Below are 19,723 nucleotides of genomic sequence, written 5' to 3'. Positions count from 1 at the left end.
TTACTCTTCCCCCAATTCCATCTGATCTAGTGTGTCTCCAGCAGCTACCATTGGATAGACGTTTTCTCCCTGTGCGACACGGAAGTCAACCACGACTGGACCGTCATGCGCCAGCGCTTCTGCCCACACTGCTTCGGCTTCTTGCGGAGTTGATGCCCGCAAGCCTTTGACGCCGTATGCTTCAGCCAGCTTGACGAAATCCGGGCTGCAGGTCAGGTCGATTTGGCTGTAACGGTTGTCGTAGAACAACTCTTGCCATTGACGAACCATCCCCAAGCACTGGTTGTTGACGATTGCGACCTTCACCGGAATGTTGTATTGGGATACGATTGCGAGCTCCTGATTCGTCATCTGGAAGCCGCCATCTCCCACTACAGCAATGGTCGTGCGTTCCGGGTGAGCGATTTGCGCCCCGATCGCAGCCGGGAAGCCAAAGCCCATCGTGCCAAGACCACCGGAAGAGATGAAAGAGCGAGCGTTTTTGAACTTGTAGTATTGTGCTGTCCACATCTGGTGCTGTCCTACGTCCGTAGTGACGATCGCTTCCCCATCTGTGGAGGTGTACAGCAGTTCAATGACAGCTTGCGGCTTCAACGTATCTCCGTCTGTCTTGTACTTGTACGGCTGTTTTTGCTGCCAGTCTTTCAGCTGCTTGATCCATGCCTCTGATTCACATGCAGTCACCAGCGGAATCGCTCTTTCCAACGTGTTTTTCACATCGCCAGTGACGGTCACCGCTGTGGATACGTTTTTACCCAACTCGGCCGGATCGATATCGACGTGGACGATGCGGGCATTTGGTGCGAACTCCTTGGTGCGGCCCATGGTGATCCGGTCGTCGAAGCGGACACCTAAGCCGATGACACAATCGGCGTTGAGCAGCGCTTGGTTCGCCGTGAAGTTACCGTGCATCCCCGGCATTCCGAGAGACAGCTCATGTGTTCCCGGGAAACCGCCCAGACCCATGAATGTATTGATAACCGGGATTCGTGTTTTCTCTGCAAAAGCAAGCAGTTCCTTGTCGGCACTGGCTGCGATGATACCGCCACCTGCCATGATTACGGGACGCTTTGCCGATTTGATTGCATCGATAAACTTTTGAACCTCTTCATCCTCTGGAACTACCTCAGCTCGGTAGCCGCGAATTTCTACATGATCTGGATAGGTGAACGGTGCAATGGCATTCGCGACATCTTTCGGGATATCGATCAACACAGGGCCCGGACGGCCTGTCGTAGCGATGTGGAACGCTTCTTTTACGATGCGTGGCAGATCGCGCACGTCCCGAACGAAGTAGCTGTGCTTCGTAATCGGAACCGTGATCCCCGTGATATTTGCTTCCTGGAAAGCGTCTGTCCCAATCAACGACTGGGCGACGTTACCCGTGATACACACCAGCGGAACCGAGTCCATTTGCGCAGTCGCAATTCCTGTTACCAGGTTGGTTGCCCCTGGACCGGATGTTGCGATACAGACTCCCGGTTTGCCCGTAGCTCGAGCGTACCCGTCAGCTGCGTGGATCGCGCCTTGTTCATGGCGGGTCAAAATGTGTTTGAAGTAGCTCCCGTACAAGGAATCGTAAATCGGAAGTACTGCCCCACCTGGATAGCCGAAGATGTATTCTACTTCTTCGAGGAGTAAACACCGAAGCAATGTTTCTGCCCCCGTAACCTCTTCGCCGAACTGAATCGGTGGAATACTGTTCTTTCTCTGCATTTCGGCCATTTCAACACTCATTTCCTCTCCTCCTCCCACTTTCCAACAGGTATTGAAAATAACTATAACAACATAGAAAAACCCTTTCGCCCCGACACGGTTCGATTTCCATGTCTTTTGGGGCGAAAGGGTTCGCGGTACCACCCAACTTTATCGGCGCCTCACGGTCAGCCGATCTCAGCCAGTCACAACGTATTGTGGACTGTAACACGCTAACGGGTGTTAAACGGTTCTGCCTACTACCTACTTGCGCAAGTTTCAGCGAAACAGCTCGGAGGCGAGCAATGCGAGCGCTCTTTACCCGGTTCTCAGCAATCCGGGCTCTCTGGAAAAGAGTTGACGCGCATCCTCCTCGTCATAGCCTGCTATTATAACAATATTTTCAATATTGTTGTTGTCAGAATATAAAGTGTTACGTCTGATTATAGCTAGGCACCTAGGGGGTGTCAACGAAAAGAACGACATTTTTTTAGACTTTCGTCCGAACGAACGTTCAATAAAAATCGGCGACATAGCAAGGGTTTTGGATGAAAGCGCATACAAGAACAAGCTGGCTCGTCCTAAAAAAAAGAGAGGAAAACGGAACGGCACAACCCGTTCCGCACTCTCTCACTCACGCTCTTCGTACCTTCTCACTCAATCCATCAATCAATATTTTCGCCACTTCCGGTCTACTGAATTGCGGAGGCGGGACGATACCGTTTCTCAGCATTTCACGTACCTTGGTTCCAGATAACGTCACATGCTGACTCTTCTCGTGCGGGCACGTCTTGGTCGTGGCCATCCCTTCGCAGCTCTTGCAATAAAAGCTGTGCTCGAAAAACAAAAGCGATATCCCCAGCTCTTCTGGCTCGAATTCCGAGAAGATATGCTGGGCGTCATAGGTTCCGTAATAATCGCCTACCCCTGCATGATCGCGTCCCACGATAAAATGAGTGCAGCCGTAATTTTTGCGCACCATCGCGTGGAAAACGGCTTCTCTGGGGCCTGCGTAGCGCATCGCAGCGGGAAAGGCAGCGAGCAGGACACGATTGGCTGGGTAGTAATTTTCCAAGAGTGCCAAGTAGCTTTCCATTCGCACGACAGCCGGAACGTCATCTGATTTCGTTTCGCCCATCAACGGATTTAAAAACAGGCCATCGACGGTTTCCAATGCTGCTTTCTGGATGTATTCATGTGCCCGGTGCACGGGATTGCGCGTTTGAAAGCCCACGATGGTTTTCCAGTTTTTTTGCTGAAAAATCTCTCGCGTCTGAGCCGGAGTGAGGTAGTAGTCAGCGAATTGCTCAGGTACTGGCCGCTGTAAATATTCCAGCGGTCCGCCCAAGTACACCTCGCCTTTTTGCATCAGTTTTTTTACCCCTGGATGCTCCAAATCTGTCGTCCGAAAGACCTGCTGGGCTTCCCGCCTTTTGTCTGGACGATAGCTGCTTTCCACGTGCAAGATCGCGTAATCGACACCTTCTTCGCCACGCAACAAGACACGCTCGCCGACCTGAATGGTGCCATGCTTTGCCTCGTCAACAGCCAGTGTGACCGGCAACGGCCAAACGGCTCCACTCGCCAGTCGCATCGTCTCGACAACAGCGTGATAATCTTCTTCTCCCATGAATCCGGCAAGGGGTGCAAATGCGCCAATCGCAAGACAATCAATGTCAGATAGCGTCCATCTGTCGATGAGAATGGTCTTTGTCGGCAGGTTTGTCTGTGTCATTTTTTCGCCTCCCCTGCCACTCATTTGTGCAGTCCGCATTCTGTTTTTTCGTGACCTGCCCATCTTCCCGAGCGAGGGTCCTGACCCGGCAGTACCGCACGCGTACACACGCTGCAGCCGATGCTGGGAAAGTTTCGATCGTGCAAGGGATTGTAGGGGACATCATTGGCATGTATATATTCCCAGACTTGGGACTCGGTCCAATCTGCGAGTGGATTGAACTTCACCAGGTTGAACTTTTCATCCCATTCCACTTTTTTTGCGTTTGCCCGGGTAGGCGCCTGCTCTCTGCGGATTCCCGTCACCCAAGCCTGATACTGGGAGAGCACCCGCTTCAACGGCTCTACCTTGCGAATCTCACAGCAGAGATTCGGTTCTCGCTCCCACAGCTTGTCGCCATGCTGCTGGGCTTGCTCTTCTAGCGTCAGTTGGGGTAGCACCTGAATAAATGCCGTCCCGTACCGCTCCTGCAGCCGATCACGTGTATCGTACGTCTCGTTAAAATGTTTGTTCGTGTCCAAATAAAAGACAGGAATCGTGGGTGCCAGCTTGTGCAGCATGTCGATCAATACGACGTCTTCCGCACCAAAGCTAGATGCGAGAACGAGTCCGCTCGCATAATTTTCCACCGCTGTCACCAAAACGTCCATAGGCGCCTTGGCTTCCAGTCGGTATGCCCACACCTGCAGATCCTCATCCGCCATCATGTGGCGATCGCTCATCAGCCAAACTCCTTTCTTGCATTGATTCACCCACCATCATATGTGTGAGGACAGCAACTGGCGATTCGTCCTGCGAAAAGAAAACAGCCGCCAGACTCATTTCAAGTCTGACAGCGTATGTCCATCAACCGTTCCCTGCTTTAACGATCGTTGTTCTCATTTTCTGGTGGTGCAAAGAAATGGGCAGGACCGTATGTCGGCAGCTTCTCCTCTCCAAACAAAACCTGCGTGCCAAAGACGCTGGAAGGCGCTACATACGAATCGTCCTTCTCTTTTGCGAAAGCACCGGGCACAAACAAAGCGGCAGCTACCAGCATAGAAGCACCTGTCATCATCCATTTTTGTTTTCTCATCTAGTCTCTCTCCCTATCCAATGTTTTCCTGTAACGCTTTTTATTGTATGGCGACAGGAAGTCAACTCGACACAGACGTTTGATGGTTTTTTCTTCCGACTTGGGTCGGAGCTGCAGTTTCCGCTTTTTCCTGATGACTAACACACGCAAATGAAAAAGCACTCAGGAATTCCCGAGTGCCTGCAGTATTTTATCCTTCAAGGAGGCTATTCCTATAGATCCACCGCTGCTCTTGTCTGCTTATACAGCTCTTCCATCGTCTGGCCCTTTGCTCTTGCCAGCACTTCCATGCGCACCGCCAATTGCTTTTTGGCAAATTGCTGGACTTCCTCTACACGGACGCCGTATGCGCTTGCCTTTCTTTCCGGATCGACTCCCTGGTAGAGCTGGGTCGCTAACGGAGCTAGCTCTGCCATCTTTTTGACGATCACGTCGTGGACATGCGGATGCTCACAGATCAGTCGCTGCAAGAGAAAGGTGCCGTAGCTGATATGCCGGGCCTCATCGGTCTTGAGGTAGCCAATCCCTTTCATCAGTCCGGGCATGACTCCCGCTTTGTTCAGACCTTCATAAAAGGCGTAATATCCCGTTTCCGCCAAGACCCCTTCTACGAACATGTTGTACACAGTCGATGCTTCTGCAAGCGCTTCCGGTGATTCATCCGTCAGCAGCCGGTTCAATGCGGTAGGGAGTATATCGTGAAAGATCTTTTTATAGACATCCCCATGATACTGGCTTAAATCTCGTTTCTCTCCAATTTCATCTACAACCAGCCGAAAAAATTCGGTATGCTTCGCTTCTTCGAACAGGAAGGTGGTCAAAAACATCTCTTCCTCAAGTCGGCCCTGCTTGGCTATTACCATGATCAAAGGCAGCAGATCCAACGTAACGGCTTCTTCTCCTCCTAAAAATCCGGCGATTCTGCCCAAGGTCTCGTTTTTCTGCTCCTCTGTCATCGCGGCATAGTCTTCGCGATCCTGAGAGAAGTCGATATCTTGGGGGTCCCACATGCCAAACCGCTTCGCTTTTTGATACAGCTGGTAAGGCAGCAGCTCTGTACGCAATCCTCGCTGCTGGGTCGAAATGAACTCCTGTCTCATCCGTTTACCCTCCCGTAGGCATCGTCCTGATAAGCTCCCACAAACCCTTTGACCGCTTCTAAAACCTGCTCCGTCTGCTCCAACGTCACGAGATGTGCCGCCTGATTGATCACCACCAGCTCGGAATGGATGATGCCCCTGCAAAAATCCTCCGCGTACGAAACAGGGATGAAGCGGTCTTGCTGTCCCCAGATCAGCAGTGTCGGCGCTTTGATTCGGTGCATTCTGCGCCCCAGACCTTTATCTGGAATGGGCCATAGAAATTTTGCTGCTGCCTGCATATTTTGCATGCGCTGAATCGTTGCTTCGATCCGTTTTTCCGTCTCCCTCGGCATATACCGCAGCATCTCAGCTACAGGTGAAGCCGTGTCAACAACCATGATAGTTGCTACCTCATTTGGCAGCATAGCGAACAAATCCGGTATGGGCTCTTCCTCTTTAAACAATCCTGTTGGTGCGATCGCGACAATTTGTTTCACACGGCTTTGATCAGAGGCAGCCAGCTCCAGGGCTATCATCCCGCCCAGCGAATGCCCAATCACTGTAGCGCTGTCCAATCCCAATCCGTCAAATAAATCGTAATAGCAGAGAACCAAATCCCACAAATCCCGTATGTTTTCCAGCCCGGAGGAATTCCCTGTTCCCGGGATATGCGGCGCGATTACCTGGTAATGATTGGACAACTCATCGAGAAACGGATCCCAAGTAAGACCTCCTGCACCGTGCAAGTAGACCACAGGCTCCCCTTGCCCCGCTACCTTCACAGCAAAGGTGACGCTCTCATTTGCCACAATCAGCTGCTCACTTGGCTGTGCCACCCCTTTTCCCCCCTCTTCTTCCTGTCCATGACGATCCAAGCTCTATTTGGTCATCTCCACCTCCTGCTCCTGTGCATACCCCTTTGGCCAATACGGGGAATGATCCCACTCGCTGTAGATATCGCTCAAATACGGTTTGACTTCCTCTGCAAACAGCTGCATATTCTTTTGAACGAGCCAGTGTGGCATGGAGCCGATGTGGAACAGACAGACGACATTGCCGACTCTCATATCTTGCAAGCTCTCCCGCATGATGTCTCGAACAGTGGCAGGAGACCCCGCTACGATAAACCCGTGATCGATCAAATCTTGCCAGCCCATGCCGTCCTTCAGCATCTGGCTTGCGCTTTTCTGAGTCCCGTCAAACTGGGAGGTAAGACCCGCGCGCAAGCTCTTCACCGTGCGGTACCCAGGTGCTTCCGCTACACGTCTGTCAACATGCAAGCATTTGTTGAAAAAATAGCGCACATGCTCCTCGTAATCGATCTGCGCCCTTTCATCCGTTTCCGAGAGGCAAATCATCTGGCAATAGCCTGCCTTATACGGGTTTCGATCAGCCCCTAGCTCATCATTGCGCTCCCAAAACGGATCCATGACTTTTTTGGCATACTTGTGGCCGAAATAGCTCAAATAGGAGAAAGAGTAGTTGTGCGTAATGGAAAAATCGTAGGTCTCGACGCTTCCCCCACCGGGAATCCAGACAGGCGGATGCGGTCGCTGCGCGGGACGAGGCCAAGGATTGATGTACCGGAATTGATTGTACTTGCCGTTGTAGGTCAGGATCTCATCCGTCTTCCACGTCTTCATGATGAGGTCGTGTGCCTCGTAGTAGCGCTCGCGAAGCTCGGCAGGATTGATCCCGTACGCGTAGTTTTGATCCATGGACGTCCCTACCGGAAAGCCAGCGATAAACTTGCCACCCGAGAGCACATCCAGCATCGCCATTTCCTCCGCCACCCGAATCGGTGGATTGTACGAAGCCAAACTGTTTCCTAGGACGATCAGGCTTGTTTGATCACTGTGCCGCACTTTACGGGAGAGAATGGCACCCATCAGATTGGGCGAGGGCATCAGACCGTACGCGTTGCTATGATGTTCATTTACGCCTACAGCGTCAAACCCGAGGTCCACCGCAAACTCCAGTTCATCCAAGTAATCGTGGTACATCCGATGACCTTTTTTCGGGTCATACAGCTTCTTGGGAGGAGTGACCCAGACGCTTGGGTACGTTTCCTCAAAATCGGCAGGCAGCTCCCGATAGGGCATCAAGTGAAAGGCGACAAACTTCATCGACGATTCCCCCCTATTTTACAGCCGCTCAAAAACCGACCGTAAGCGACTCGATACCTGAGAAATAGCCTGGGCGCCTTGGTCCATAATGCCCGCCATCCAAAAAAATCCGTGAATCATTCCATCATACCGAGTGAGCTCGACCGATACCCCTGCCTGCTTCAGTCGTTTTGCGTACATCTCTCCTTCATCCCGCAGCGGGTCGTATTCTGCAGTAATCACCAGGGCAGGCGGCAGCCCGCTCAAATCTTCCGCGAGCAGTGGGGACACTCGCACGTCCGTCTTCTCTTCGTCCGTATTCAAATACTGCTGGAAGAACCACTGCATGCTATCCGCCGTGAGGAAGTAGCCCTCTCCATTTTCGCGATAGGACTCGGTGTCACACCCTACCTGTGTGACCGGATAGATGAGCACCTGGAGAGAGATCTCTGGACCTTTGCGTTCTTTTGCCAGCTGGGAGACGACCGCTGCTAGATTTCCTCCCGCGCTGTCTCCTCCTACAGCGAGACGCGAGGCATCTGCTTGCAATTCCTGCGCATGCGAAGCTACCCACTGCACAGCCGCGTAGCAATCTTCTACAGGTACTGGAAATTTATGCTCCGGTGACAAGCGATAGTTGACAGAAGCCACCACACAATCGGACTCGTGCGCAATATTACGGCATACCGTGTCCACCGTCTCTACATCCCCGATGACCCAGCCGCCTCCATGAAAATAGACAAGCAGCGGAAAGGATCCTGAGCCTTCCGGCGTGTAAATGCGCAGCTCAATTTCGGCTCCCTCTACAGGAATCATCCGGCTCTCCACTTTCGCTACCGGCTTGGGCTCCCCCGACAGTGCCTTCAAGCCCGCTGTGCGCTCTCGGTTTTGCTCTGGGGTCAGTGTGCTCATAGGCGGGTCCCCAGCCGCTGCCCCCATGTCCAGAAATGCTTTTGCTTTCGGATCTAGTGTCATCGCGAGCTCTCCTCCTGTACGGATAATGGTGCACCTGCTACCTCTTGGCAGATTTGCACGATCGTATCTGCTGGGATTTTGAAGGCGAGTGCGGTCGGATCACTCAGCACCGCCGGAACCATATCGGCGATCCTTTTCTCATCGAAGCCAAATTCAGCGAATGTGTCTGGCAAGCCAATTTCCGAGCGCAGCTCACGAATACATGCAATGACCTGCTGCAAGCATGCCTTTGGTTCGACATCGTGGACCGATAGCCCGAGCGCTTCGGCAAACCCGTTGATTCTAGGCAAGTACAAGTGAGGGAGAGCAGCCATCACATTTGGCAGCAATACGGCATTTGCCAAACCGTGCGGGATCCCGATTTTCGCTCCAAACGCATGAGCCATATTGTGAACGGGGATGGCAGTGATCGCGAGGCTAAAAGAAGTGATGGCCATCGCGCTTGCCATCAGCATGTTTGATCGTGCCTGCAGATCGGTTCCCGTGGATACCGCTTTCGGCAAATTCTCGACAATGATCTTCGTCGCATGCAAGGCGAAGGCATCCGTCATGGGATTTGCTCTCGGGGAAAAGTAGGCTTCGACTGCGTGTGTGAGCGCATCATATCCGGTGAAGGCAGTAATTCGCGGGGGAAGCCCGACTGTAAGCTCAGGGTCCAGCAAAGCAATATCCGCGCTGATGTACGGGCTCGACAAATTCGTTTTTATTTGCAACCGATCATTGTACACCACTGCGATCGGGGATACTTCTGAACCTGTCCCCGCTGTGGTCGGAATCGCGATGTGAGGAATGGGAATCGGCTGTACCTGCGGCCACGTCTCTCTCGTGGAGCCCTGCATCAAATCGCGGATGTCAGAGTGATTCTTGTGCAGCAACCACTTTGTCGCCTTGCAGGCATCCAGAACACTCCCGCCACCCAAAGCGATCAACGCATCCCCCTGACATTCCTTTACAAACATCGCTGCCTTGTTTATGTTTTCTGCCTTGGCGTCCTGCTCGATTTCGTCGAAGACGCCTACCAGCTGAACCGATTCCGGCATTTCCTGAAACAGCTCTGTAATTTTTTCTGTAATCCCGGCACGATTTAATCCTTGATCCGTGAAGAGTACAGCCCGCTTCGCTCCCAGCCCTCGCAATAGCTCAGGCAGCATGCTGCGCACCCCAGCTCCGTTGATCACTTCCGTCCTCACACCGAAACGCGATGATGCAATCGTCATAAACTCACCTGACCCCCTCTATGCTTCTTTAAAAAAATCCATGCCCATAGGTGCTTCCTTTGCTCGGATACCAGTGTCGTGTGGACAAGCTTGGTCCAGCACGTAACTCCCAAGCTCACGGCAAAATTCACTCGGCTACGATCTGCCAAGTGTTCGCGCTGGATGTGTGCCAGCTTGTAGTCGTTTTCGTGAACACCCCTTTTATTGTCGAATTATTCCGATAATACTTTCTTTACGCCTAGATAAGCCTTTTGTTAAAATGAAAGCGCTACAATTCTATTATATTTCGTGATAAAAAACGGATATATCCCCTAAAAACAGGTAGTGCACGACCCCTAAAATGGAGGGAGGATACCACTCCATGGTCAGTCCGGCATTGCGAGCGTATATCCAGCGTATTGAAACGGCTGCTTATCACGAGGAAAAATTAGTGCTAACCGTCCGCGGATTCATTGATTTGTTCCCATTCATGGGTGCTGTCCTGTACAACTATTCGATGCTGAGCCATATGGGGGAAGGATTACTCAGGGCAAATGCGCAGGGACTGTATTCCGTCAACGATCAGCGTGAAGACATCCGAAACATGCCCCCTATCTATTCAGCTATTCGTGAAAAGCGGGCCGTCCTGCTCGATTCAGATCTGATCAGACAAATTCCAGCGAAGTATGTACATGGTACCACCTACGCCCTTATCGTCCCTATCTTTCACGGCTCTAACGTCATTGGTTACGCAGGCATTTCCGGACATCCAGATGGCTGTGATGGGATCAACAGAAGCTTGATCGACGCTCTCAGCCAATACGGCGAGCAGGTAGGAAAGGCGCTAGCCACTGAATTTCCACTATCCAAAGCAATCAAGCTGACCAAGCGCGAAGTAGAGGTATTGCAGCGAATGTCTTGGGGAGAGAGCATCAAGGAAATGGCTGATCACATCGGCATCAGTGAATTCACCGTTCAGGACTACGTCAAGTCTGCCCTAAAGAAATTAGGTGCTCAAAATCGGACACAAGGTGTCGCCGATGCCCTTCGACGACGAATCATCAGTTAAGTAAAAAGAACATCCGGCGTCCGCATCAGGGAACCGGCTGTTCTTTTTCTGTTTATGAGTCGATTGCAGTCGGTACACTCTTGGTCAATGGCCGCTTGAACCAGGGGCCTTTGCCCATACAGAGAAGAGGGATGTAAAGAATCGCTCCCATCATCGTGATCCATAGCCACGTATCCCAACCGTAGCGCACGGCGATCAGATTAAGCGGAATCGCGGAGATGATCGCGTAAATACGCAGGACGAAGCTCCAAACTGCCCAGCCCGATGCCTGAATTCCGCCATGTATGTCTTCGAGGTTTTCTGAGTAGAGGGCCATCCAAGGACTATAAGCAAATCCCAGACATCCCCCCATCAAAGAAATCAGGAAGATCATGCTCGATTCTGATATCGGACTGTGTATCGTCATGATCCAAATGCCCATCACCACAATCATTCCGATCACACCGATCAGTGACATCAGTTTTCTCAGCTGGAGCTTATCGGATATGTAACCGCTTACAAGTAAAGTAACAAGACTGAACAGCCAGAAAAACTGGGAAACAAACGCTGCTCGAGCAGGCGTGTAACCAAAAGCTTGAACCAGGATCAACGGTCCGTAGGAAGCCAGCGTCAGATAGAGCATCAGGAAAAACGTACAGCCAATAGCCAAGGCCCAAATATGCTTTTGCTTCATAGCGAGACGGAGACTCTGCATCGGTGTCATGGCGTCTGCTCTTTCTATCGATCCGTCTATTGCCGATGCGGATGCCCGCTCTCGATGAACCCCCTCCTCGTTCACTTGTTCGACCGTGGCGCTGCTTTCAATCACTTTTTCTCGAAGTCTGGGAGATAAATCATGTATCGTAAACAAGACAAATACAGCGACAATCAGGCTTAAAAAGCCCGCGATGTAAAATTGGGATTGCCAGGTTCCAAAATAAGGGAGGGTATAACCGGCAATCAGGGCTGCAAAAAAATTAGAGCCCGATGTCCCGTAGCTCCAAAAGCCAAATGACAGCGCCCTGCCCATCCGTGGTGAAAAATCCCGTACGAGACCCGCCGTAGCACCGATAAATCCACCTTCAATAAAGTTGAGCAGCAACCGCATAAATAAGAGAGAGCCAAAAGAATGGACAAAGGCCATGCCAAATACGCAGAGAACGGTCAGTAACAAGCCTGGAACCAGAATCAACGTACGACCATAACGATCTGACAGAGGTCCTCCGAGTAAGGCACCAAATGCAGCCGCTACGACTGACAAGGAGACGATTAGGCCGTACTCAGGGTTTGAGATTCCGATATCTTTCAAAATTAAGGAAAGCACCGGAGCTATCTGCGACTCGTAGTTGGCAACAAAATTGGCTAATATCACAACGAACAAAAGAAAAACCCTTCTTTTCCCCGTCGGATACGCATCCAGCTCCCTTACGAAAAACATCCATTTCGGCCGCCTCATTTTACCTGCCCTCCCTTTTCGTTAAATGACGGAATATTCAAATTAATTATAGCTCGACTCATGACATGGCGATATTCCACCTAAACAGGGGAGGGCACCCTTATTTCGGGGAATGCTTCGCACCCCCCAGATACATGTAAAAGCTCAGAGAAATTCCTGAGCTTCTTTCATTTTCCTTGCCTTGTTTTATTTTTTATGAGGCTTTCCACAATTTTTGCAGCAGTGCTCTTTCCGTTTCTTTTCTTTTTTGCATCTGCCGCAATTACATTCATCATCATCTTCATCTTCGTCTTCATCTTCTTCTTCGTCCTGATCTTCATCATCATCTTCATCTTCGTCATCGTCTTCTTCGCATTCATTAGGCTTGCACTTTTTATGCTTTCTTTTCTTGTCACACTCGTCTTCCTCGTATTCATGCTCCCAGTCGCATTCATCCTCGCCCACTTTTCGGCAGCAACAGCAGCACTCACACTTGCGCTCCCGCTCCCTGCAGCAGCAACAGTATGCATGTTTCCGTTCCCGCTTTTTCCTGCAACAGCAATGGCACGCATATCTTGGCTCTGGCTTTTTGCAACAGGAGCAGCGGCATTCATCTATTGACTCCGGCTTTTTCCAGCAGCGGCATTCGTAGGCATACCTCGGTTCTGGCCTTTTGTAGCAGCAGTGGCACCTATGGTTCGGCTCACGATTTTTTGCGCTGTGATCGTAATCCTCATAGTCATGCTTACAGCAATGTTTGAACATCCTCTCTCCCCCCTTCCTTTCGCGTCATTATTATCCATATGGTTTGTCCGCCAAATTGCTTGTACGGAAGCCCCCCATGAAACGCCTCTTTTTGCTCTTTGTACCGGTTCAAACAAAAAAAACCGACCCTCCCTTTTGGGGAAGATCGGCTTCATCGGCAAATCTTACGCGTTCAGTTTGCCTTTTGCAACTGTAGCCAGCTCGTTGAAAGCTGCTTTGTCGTTCACAGCCAGGTCAGCCAGCATTTTGCGGTTAACTTCGATGCCAGCTACTTTCAGGCCGTGCATGAGACGGCTGTAGGACAGGCCGTTCAGGCGAGCTTGTGCGTTGATACGAGTGATCCACAGTTTGCGGAAATCACGTTTCTTTTGACGACGGTCACGGTATGCATACAGCAGGGATTTCATTACCTGCGCATTAGCGGATTTAAACAGGCGATGTTTGGAACCGAAGTAACCTTTCGCCAGCTTCAGGATTTTCTTATGACGACGGCGTGAAACAATGCCACCTTTTACTCTTGGCATACTAAACTCCTCCTGGTCTTTCCAGCATGGCGGCCTATCACTAGGCGCTTAGGGAGCTCATGCTGCGTAATGGTGTGTAATAAAGAAAAACTTACAGGTAAGTGAGCATTTGCTCCATACGTTTTTGATCGCCTTTGGATACCAGTGCAGCTTTACGCAGGTGGCGTTTCGCTTTCGTGGATTTGTTAGCGAACAAGTGGCTACCAAACGCGCGGTCGCGTTTCAATTGGCCGCTTCCGGTTTTTTTGAAACGTTTCGCAGCAGCCTTGTTGGTTTTCATTTTAGGCATCTGAAAAATCCTCCTGTCTAAACTACTATCTTACTTTTCCGCTTTCGGAGCCAGAATCATGATCATGCTGCGGCCTTCGATCTTTGGCTTGCGCTCAGGCGAAGCGAGATCTTCACACTGGGCTGCAACACGTTCCATAACGGCAAGTCCGATTTCGGAGTGGGTGATTTCACGTCCACGGAAACGGATCGTACACTTCACCTTGTGATGATCCTCCAAGAACTTACGGACGTTACGAAGCTTTGTTTGGAAATCGTGTTCCTCGATGTTGGAAGAGAAACGCACTTCTTTGAGCTCGATGATCTTCTGGTTTTTACGTGCTTCTTTTTCCTTTTTCGCCTGCTCGTACTTGAACTTTCCATAGTCCATAATACGGCATACAGGCGGCTTGGCTGTAGGAGCAACATTTACCAGATCCAATTCAGCTTCCTGGGCGATGCGCAAAGCTTCCCTAAAGGGTACGACTCCCAATTGGCTCCCGTCAGCACCGATCAATCGGACTTCACGGGCACGGATCGCTTCGTTAATCAACATTTGATCCTTGCTAATACTTGCCACCCCCGTCAATTTCGAGAAGGAACAAAAATGTGCGAACGCATTATGCGCCCGCACATATCTCACCTAGCAAATTCATCAGATCGAAGGATCTTTGCGTAAGAGTTACCTGTCAACAGTCGTGTAAGACGTCGACCCAGGTGAGAAGCTGGGCGCCTCTGCTTGTTCTCGAAGTATGAAGTGTTTATACACGCTCTTTATAATACAGGGCGCATTTCCCTTTGTCAAGCACTCTTATGGATTCGTCAGCCGCCGATATGGGACATTTCCACCTTGTCGGGCTTGTTTAGTCCTGGCGTATCGTTCAAGCGCACTTCCGAGTACCGGTCATCGCGTTTCCCCCAGATCGTGCGGATCTGCTCCCGGATTTCCTCATCGCTTTTCCCTTCCCGCAGCGGCGCCCGCAAATCATCCCCATCGGAGGCGAAAAGACAGCTGTACAGCTTGCCTTCTGCCGACAGCCGCGCTCTGGTGCACGTCGAGCAAAACGCCTGTGTCACGGACGAAATCAGCCCGATTTCCTGATCGGTCCCCACGTAACGGTAACGGGAAGCCACTTCCCCGAAATAATTCGGATCGATCGGCGCGAGAGGCATTTCCTCGTGAATTCTCTGCACAATTTCGCTGGAGGGAACTACTTGATCCAGCTTCCATCCGTTACTGTTCCCTACATCCATGAATTCGATGAAACGAAGTGTATGCTTTTGCTCACGGAAAAAGCGGGCCATCGGCAAAATATCCTCATCGTTCACACCGCGCTGCACGACCATGTTCAGCTTGATCGAAAGCCCTGCTTCCGCTGCGGCTTCAATCCCTTTCAACACGTCAGACACGTGATAGCCTCTGCCGTTCATCCGTCCGAACCGCTCATCGTCCAAGCTGTCCAAGCTGACAGTTACCCGGTCCAGCCCCGCTTCCTTCAGCGCTTTTGCGTGGCGGGCGAGGAGAGAGCCATTGGTCGTCATCGCAATATCTTGGACACCTTCTACCTGTCTTATCATTTCAATTAATTTTGGCAATTCTTTTCGCATCAACGGCTCTCCGCCTGTGATCCGGATCTTGCCAACACCAACGGAAGTAAAGATTCGAGTCAAGCGCGTAATTTCTTCAAATGACAGCAGCTTGTGCTGAGGAAGGAATTCGAAGTCTGGACCAAATATTTCTGCGGGCATACAGTATTGGCAGCGAAAATTGCATTTGTCTGTCACGGAAATGCGCAGATCTCGGAGAGGGCGATTTCGTGTATCAAGAATTTGCTCAGACATTGGTGATCACTCTCCTTTTCCATGATGGGCCTGCCACCCGTTTCGTCTCTATCTCATTTTTATATTTCTAACATTGCCGTTGAAAAAAAGACTTTTCCTGAATCACGACAGCTGTATCCACCCAAAGCTTCCATTTCCGAAGCGAATTCTTCAGAACGAATGCAGGCGAGGAGCTCCTTACCTTGACTGCTATGATAAAACGCCTGACTCATCAGTAGGTCATAGCGTTCCTCTGCTACGGGAATAAAATCCAGATCCATGGCTGCTGCCGCTGAATAAATCCCGAGGCCCACATCTGCGGTTCCTCCTGCGACAGCTGCTGCCACACTCAAATGAGAGACTGCTTCTCGAGAATAGCCGTAGATGCCATCTCTGTCCACCTCTTCTTGCTTGAGCAGATAGTCAAAGAGGAGTCTTGTTCCTGCCCCTCGTTGGCGATTGATATACGTAATGCCTGGTTGGACGAGATCACGTACAGACGATATCCCAAGTGGATTGCCTTTCTTCACAAACCACCCTTGCTGTCGATAGACCAATTGGACAAGCACGACTTCTTTGTCTTTCATGTATTTTTCTACATAACTCTGATTATACTCTCCTGATTCTTCATCGAAAAGATGGACTCCCGCGATATGTGCTTCCCCTTTTTGGATAGCCAGGATACCACCCATACTGCCTACATGCGAAGAAACGAGGAAGCGCTCTGGATTCTTTTTGCGCAGAAGCGAATGCAGCACGTCCATCGATAGATCGTGACTGCCTGTCGAAACAATCGTATTTTGTATCTGCTCCAGAGGTCGGTACAGCTCTACCTCCACAGTCTCTTCCTGCTCGTAGCCAAGGTTTCCCGGTGGTATACGCAACAGCCCATCCGCACGTACCATCGACATCGTGACACCAGCAGAGCGAGTCAAAGGATTGGCAATGAATTGTCCATCCATACAGCCTATGGTAACACGGATGAAGTCTTCCGCTCCCATGACAGATACGATACGCCTTCCGACTGTGGCTTTGATCCGCTGCCTTTCTGGCTGAAGCAGTCCATAATAATGATAAACGAGGGAACGTGCGAACCATTCCAGATTCAAATACGCGGAGACCGGATAGCCGGGCAGTCCAATCACCGGCTTTTCCTCGATGACACCGACTACAACCGGCTTACCTGGACGAGTAGCTACGCCATGCGTCAGCACTTCTCCCAGCTCTTCTACCACATGGACAGTGAAATCTTCCCGCCCTGCGGATGAGCCTGCATTTAAGAGTACCATATCGGCACTCTGGAGAGCGGTCTTAACTGCCCTTTTGATCAGCTCGTAATCGTCTTGCACGATACCGTGGTACACGGGCTCAGCTCCCCACTCCAGCAAGTAGGCGGCAAAAACGGTGCCATTAAATTCGATAATCTGCCCTTCTGCCACATTCTCCGAAGGCTCGATAAGCTCCGTACCTGTGGGAATGATGGCGACACGCGGCTTGCGAAAAACCGGCACCGTGACATTGCCACCCGCCAGCAATGCACCCAAATCCACCGGACGCAGCCGATGACGGTCTGGGACAATGACCTCGCCGATCACGACATCCTCTCCGATTGGCCTGATATGCTGCCAAGGGGCGACTGCTTCCAAAATCTCGAGAGTCTCCTCGTCAATCTGATGAACGTTTTCGATCATAATCACCGCATCAAAGCTATTCGGGATCGGATCACCTGTATCAACCTCCACGTAATCCACGAGATGGCGCAATCGAACAGGGTGCTGCTCATCCGCCCCGTACGTTTTTTCTGCTTTTACCGCAATCCCATCCATCGCCGAAGCGTGGAAATTCGGCATCGATACTTTCGCGTAAATCGGCTGTGCCGTGACTCTCCCCAGCGCCTCTCGCGTCGGAATGATCTCCACTTGCGGCTGGAACGAAATCCGATTCGCGATTCTTCGCTGCGCTTCGTTCAGGGGTGTGTCTTCCAGGTAGATCTTGCGCATCGTTCTCCTCCTGCCATTCCTTCTTCTTTATCTTTTTCCTTGCTATCTCAATTCCGAATTTATTGAAATAAATGGACGTACACAGCTTCGCCTTCCAGTATCCCTTCCTTGTTTGCTGATATTTCCACCATTCCATCGCTTTTCACTAATGTCGAGATCAAACCCGATTTGCCGAAGACAGGTACAGCCCAAAGCCCGTCCTCTCTCTCCTCCAGCTTAACACGGATGTAGTCCGAGCGTCCCACCGCCGATGCAATGTTGCGAGAAATTCTAGCCGAAATCCGCGAAACGTATGCGGCTGGCTTCTGTCCCTGCAGCCTTTGGATCAGGGGTGCTACAAACAGATGGAAAATAATCAGAGCAGATGCCGGGTGACCAGGCAATCCCACGACGGGCTTTGCGCCTGCTTTCGCGATGATTGTCGGCTTGCCTGGCTTAATCGAAACACCGTGGACCAGAACGCCCGGATCTCCCAAAGACTGCATCACCTGTTCCGTATAATCGCGAGTCCCGACAGAGCTTCCTCCCGACAAGAGCAGCAGGTCGGATTGTTCAAACAGGTCTTTGGCTCTTTTCGCGAACGACTCATAGTCATCCGGGACGATCCCCCCGTAAATGACGTGCGCCCCGCATTGTCGTGCTGCCGTTGCCACTGTAATGCTATTGATGTCGCGTATTTCTCCTGGCGACAGTACCTTCTTATCTGCCGGAACGATTTCATCCCCCGTCGATAAGATCGCGACAATCGGCCTGGGATACACGCGTACGCTTGTCTTGCCAATCGCTGAAAGGACTCCCAGGTCTTGCGGGCGAAGCCGCTGTCCTGCTGCTATCACCCGATCTCCCTTTTCCACATCGTCCCCCGCGCGAATTACATTTTCGCCCGGTGCCACCTGACGATAGACATTGAGCAGATCATCTACCTCTTCTACATGTTCGATCATGACAACACTGTCTGCCCCATCTGGTACCATCCCACCTGTCGGGATTGACTGTGCCTGTCCTTCCTTGACAGGCTGCACAGCGGACTTCCCCATATCGATTTTTCCTGTCACATCGAGGAAAGCCGGTAACGAGTCAGAGGCGCCGTACGTATCGCGCGCACGCACCGCGTAGCCATCTACGGTCGAACGGGCAAAATGAGGAACCTGCTCCTCGGAAAACACGTCTTCAGCCAGCACCATATCCAGCGCATCGATCAACGATACCTCGATGGGAGGCCTATTTGGTTTGAATTCGCCTGCAATCACTTCTAACGTTTCTGCAACTGTCTTTACATGGAAGAATTTCATGATTGCCTCCATCCATTTCCTTCATTTTGCTTCTTTGTTAAATTCAGTATAATAAAAAGAAAAAGGAGAATATTCAAATATGAAAGTAAAAGTCTTTGCCAACTTTCGTGAGATCTGTCAGGCCAAATCTGTGGAAGTTCCCATGGACAGTGGCAATCGAGTCATTGATATTCTCGAAGCCTTGATTCAGATGTATCCTGCTTTGGATGAAGAAATCTTTACACCGGAGCGAACATTCAAACCGTTTGTCCATGTGTTTCTAAACGGGCGCAATGTCATTCATGCAGAAGGACTCCAAACCCGCGTGCTAGAAGATGATCAATTTGCATTGTTCCCGCCGGTGGCAGGAGGATAAGATGATCGAAGAAGTTATGGAGCTGCGCGGGATTCCCTTGTCCCATCTCGTTACCTATTTGACCGAGTGCGGGGGCGAAGCAAAATCGGAAAGCTTGCCGATCCAGGTTGTGGGCGATCAGTGGCAAGCAGAGATTTTGCGAGAAGAGCAAGTGAGGATTACTTCCCGCTTTCATGTCAACGCCGTCTTTATCCGCATGACAGCGCTTGAACCGGAAAGCTTTGAAAGGCTCATGGCTCAATTTCGCCTCAAGGTCTTGAGGGTCGGAGGCTAATTACGCGATCCCGGAATAGAAAGAGTGCAAAAAGGTGGAAAGCAGGTTTCCACCTTTTTGGCTTTGCCGCAGGAGGCAA

At 51.1% G+C, this 19,723-nt stretch carries 20 protein-coding genes; 3 read left to right on the top strand and 17 right to left on the bottom strand.

Annotated elements, in window-relative coordinates; all coding sequences use genetic code 11:
* From ilvB to EDM59_RS16680, 9 genes are all read right to left on the bottom strand, one after another.
* Positions 1 to 1,737 carry a biosynthetic-type acetolactate synthase large subunit gene (ilvB, locus tag EDM59_RS16720; RefSeq protein WP_122924637.1) on the bottom strand — a complete coding sequence of 579 codons (1,737 nt, stop codon included), beginning with the start codon at positions 1,735 to 1,737 and terminating at the stop codon, positions 1 to 3.
* Between the two features lie 592 nt (positions 1,738 to 2,329).
* Positions 2,330 to 3,469, bottom strand: coding sequence for a sulfate adenylyltransferase (gene sat / locus EDM59_RS16715; RefSeq protein ID WP_122924636.1), 1,140 nt, complete (start codon positions 3,467 to 3,469; stop codon positions 2,330 to 2,332).
* A complete protein-coding gene (locus tag EDM59_RS16710; RefSeq protein WP_122924635.1) occupies positions 3,451 to 4,152 on the bottom strand; it encodes a phosphoadenylyl-sulfate reductase in 702 nt (233 codons plus the stop codon). Before EDM59_RS16710 ends, sat begins: the two co-directional genes overlap by 19 nt.
* A 140-nt stretch (positions 4,153 to 4,292) precedes the next feature.
* Positions 4,293 to 4,505, bottom strand: coding sequence for a hypothetical protein (locus EDM59_RS16705; RefSeq protein ID WP_122924634.1), 213 nt, complete (start codon positions 4,503 to 4,505; stop codon positions 4,293 to 4,295).
* A gap of 212 nt (positions 4,506 to 4,717) precedes the next feature.
* Positions 4,718 to 5,605: a R2-like ligand-binding oxidase gene (locus EDM59_RS16700; RefSeq protein ID WP_122924633.1), complete on the bottom strand. Its 888-nt coding sequence runs from the start codon at positions 5,603 to 5,605 to the stop codon at positions 4,718 to 4,720.
* Positions 5,602 to 6,423 (bottom strand): alpha/beta fold hydrolase, encoded by an 822-nt coding sequence (locus EDM59_RS16695; RefSeq protein WP_183192933.1) that lies wholly within the window; start codon positions 6,421 to 6,423, stop codon positions 5,602 to 5,604. The genes EDM59_RS16700 and EDM59_RS16695 overlap by 4 nt, the downstream gene beginning before the upstream one ends.
* Before the next feature lie 42 nt (positions 6,424 to 6,465).
* Positions 6,466 to 7,713: an LLM class flavin-dependent oxidoreductase gene (locus tag EDM59_RS16690; RefSeq protein ID WP_122924631.1), complete on the bottom strand. Its 1,248-nt coding sequence runs from the start codon at positions 7,711 to 7,713 to the stop codon at positions 6,466 to 6,468.
* 18 nt (positions 7,714 to 7,731) lie between these two features.
* The gene (locus EDM59_RS16685; RefSeq protein ID WP_122924630.1) at positions 7,732 to 8,667 is read right to left on the bottom strand and encodes an alpha/beta hydrolase; all 936 of its coding nucleotides are present in this window, start codon (positions 8,665 to 8,667) and stop codon (positions 7,732 to 7,734) included.
* Positions 8,664 to 9,884 (bottom strand): iron-containing alcohol dehydrogenase, encoded by a 1,221-nt coding sequence (locus EDM59_RS16680; RefSeq protein ID WP_122924629.1) that lies wholly within the window; start codon positions 9,882 to 9,884, stop codon positions 8,664 to 8,666. Before EDM59_RS16680 ends, EDM59_RS16685 begins: the two co-directional genes overlap by 4 nt.
* A gap of 361 nt (positions 9,885 to 10,245) precedes the next feature.
* Here EDM59_RS16680 and EDM59_RS16675 point away from each other — a divergent pair, with 361 nt between their 5' ends.
* The gene (locus EDM59_RS16675) at positions 10,246 to 10,932 is read left to right on the top strand and encodes a helix-turn-helix transcriptional regulator (protein WP_092276049.1); all 687 of its coding nucleotides are present in this window, start codon (positions 10,246 to 10,248) and stop codon (positions 10,930 to 10,932) included.
* A gap of 52 nt (positions 10,933 to 10,984) precedes the next feature.
* Here EDM59_RS16675 and EDM59_RS16670 read toward each other — a convergent pair whose 3' ends face one another.
* The 8 genes from EDM59_RS16670 to EDM59_RS16630 all read right to left on the bottom strand — a co-directional run bounded on the left by EDM59_RS16670 (position 10,985) and on the right by EDM59_RS16630 (position 19,015).
* Positions 10,985 to 12,367 carry an MFS transporter gene (locus tag EDM59_RS16670; RefSeq protein ID WP_122924628.1) on the bottom strand — a complete coding sequence of 461 codons (1,383 nt, stop codon included), beginning with the start codon at positions 12,365 to 12,367 and terminating at the stop codon, positions 10,985 to 10,987.
* 167 nt (positions 12,368 to 12,534) lie between these two features.
* Positions 12,535 to 12,960 (bottom strand): hypothetical protein, encoded by a 426-nt coding sequence (locus EDM59_RS16665; protein WP_122924627.1) that lies wholly within the window; start codon positions 12,958 to 12,960, stop codon positions 12,535 to 12,537.
* Positions 12,961 to 13,275: 315 nt separating this feature from the next.
* Positions 13,276 to 13,635 (bottom strand): 50S ribosomal protein L20, encoded by a 360-nt coding sequence (gene rplT, locus EDM59_RS16655; protein WP_092276058.1) that lies wholly within the window; start codon positions 13,633 to 13,635, stop codon positions 13,276 to 13,278.
* A 91-nt stretch (positions 13,636 to 13,726) separates the two neighbouring features.
* The gene (gene rpmI, locus EDM59_RS16650) at positions 13,727 to 13,924 is read right to left on the bottom strand and encodes a 50S ribosomal protein L35 (protein ID WP_092276061.1); all 198 of its coding nucleotides are present in this window, start codon (positions 13,922 to 13,924) and stop codon (positions 13,727 to 13,729) included.
* Between the two features lie 30 nt (positions 13,925 to 13,954).
* On the bottom strand, positions 13,955 to 14,458 hold the full coding sequence (infC, locus tag EDM59_RS16645) for a translation initiation factor IF-3 (RefSeq protein WP_183192932.1): 504 nt from the start codon (positions 14,456 to 14,458) through the stop codon (positions 13,955 to 13,957).
* A 266-nt stretch (positions 14,459 to 14,724) separates the two neighbouring features.
* Positions 14,725 to 15,744: a GTP 3',8-cyclase MoaA gene (gene moaA, locus EDM59_RS16640; RefSeq protein WP_122924625.1), complete on the bottom strand. Its 1,020-nt coding sequence runs from the start codon at positions 15,742 to 15,744 to the stop codon at positions 14,725 to 14,727.
* A gap of 59 nt (positions 15,745 to 15,803) precedes the next feature.
* Positions 15,804 to 17,723 carry a molybdopterin biosynthesis protein gene (locus EDM59_RS16635; RefSeq protein WP_122924624.1) on the bottom strand — a complete coding sequence of 640 codons (1,920 nt, stop codon included), beginning with the start codon at positions 17,721 to 17,723 and terminating at the stop codon, positions 15,804 to 15,806.
* A 59-nt stretch (positions 17,724 to 17,782) separates the two neighbouring features.
* Complete coding sequence (locus tag EDM59_RS16630; RefSeq protein ID WP_122924623.1) at positions 17,783 to 19,015, bottom strand: molybdopterin molybdotransferase MoeA; 1,233 nt, start codon at positions 19,013 to 19,015, stop codon at positions 17,783 to 17,785.
* 79 nt (positions 19,016 to 19,094) lie between these two features.
* Here EDM59_RS16630 and EDM59_RS16625 point away from each other — a divergent pair, with 79 nt between their 5' ends.
* Positions 19,095 to 19,370, top strand: a complete 276-nt coding sequence (locus EDM59_RS16625) for a ubiquitin-like small modifier protein 1 (protein WP_122924622.1) — start codon at positions 19,095 to 19,097, stop codon at positions 19,368 to 19,370.
* A gap of 1 nt (position 19,371) precedes the next feature.
* Positions 19,372 to 19,644 (top strand): MoaD-like domain-containing protein, encoded by a 273-nt coding sequence (locus EDM59_RS16620; RefSeq protein WP_122924621.1) that lies wholly within the window; start codon positions 19,372 to 19,374, stop codon positions 19,642 to 19,644.
* Positions 19,645 to 19,723 lie beyond the last annotated feature (79 nt).

The organism is Brevibacillus nitrificans (assembly GCF_003710965.1).
GTDB classification, from domain to species: domain Bacteria; phylum Bacillota; class Bacilli; order Brevibacillales; family Brevibacillaceae; genus Brevibacillus; species Brevibacillus centrosporus.
Note: the sequence above shows the minus strand (reverse complement) of the source record. Positions and strands in the feature narration are given on the sequence as shown.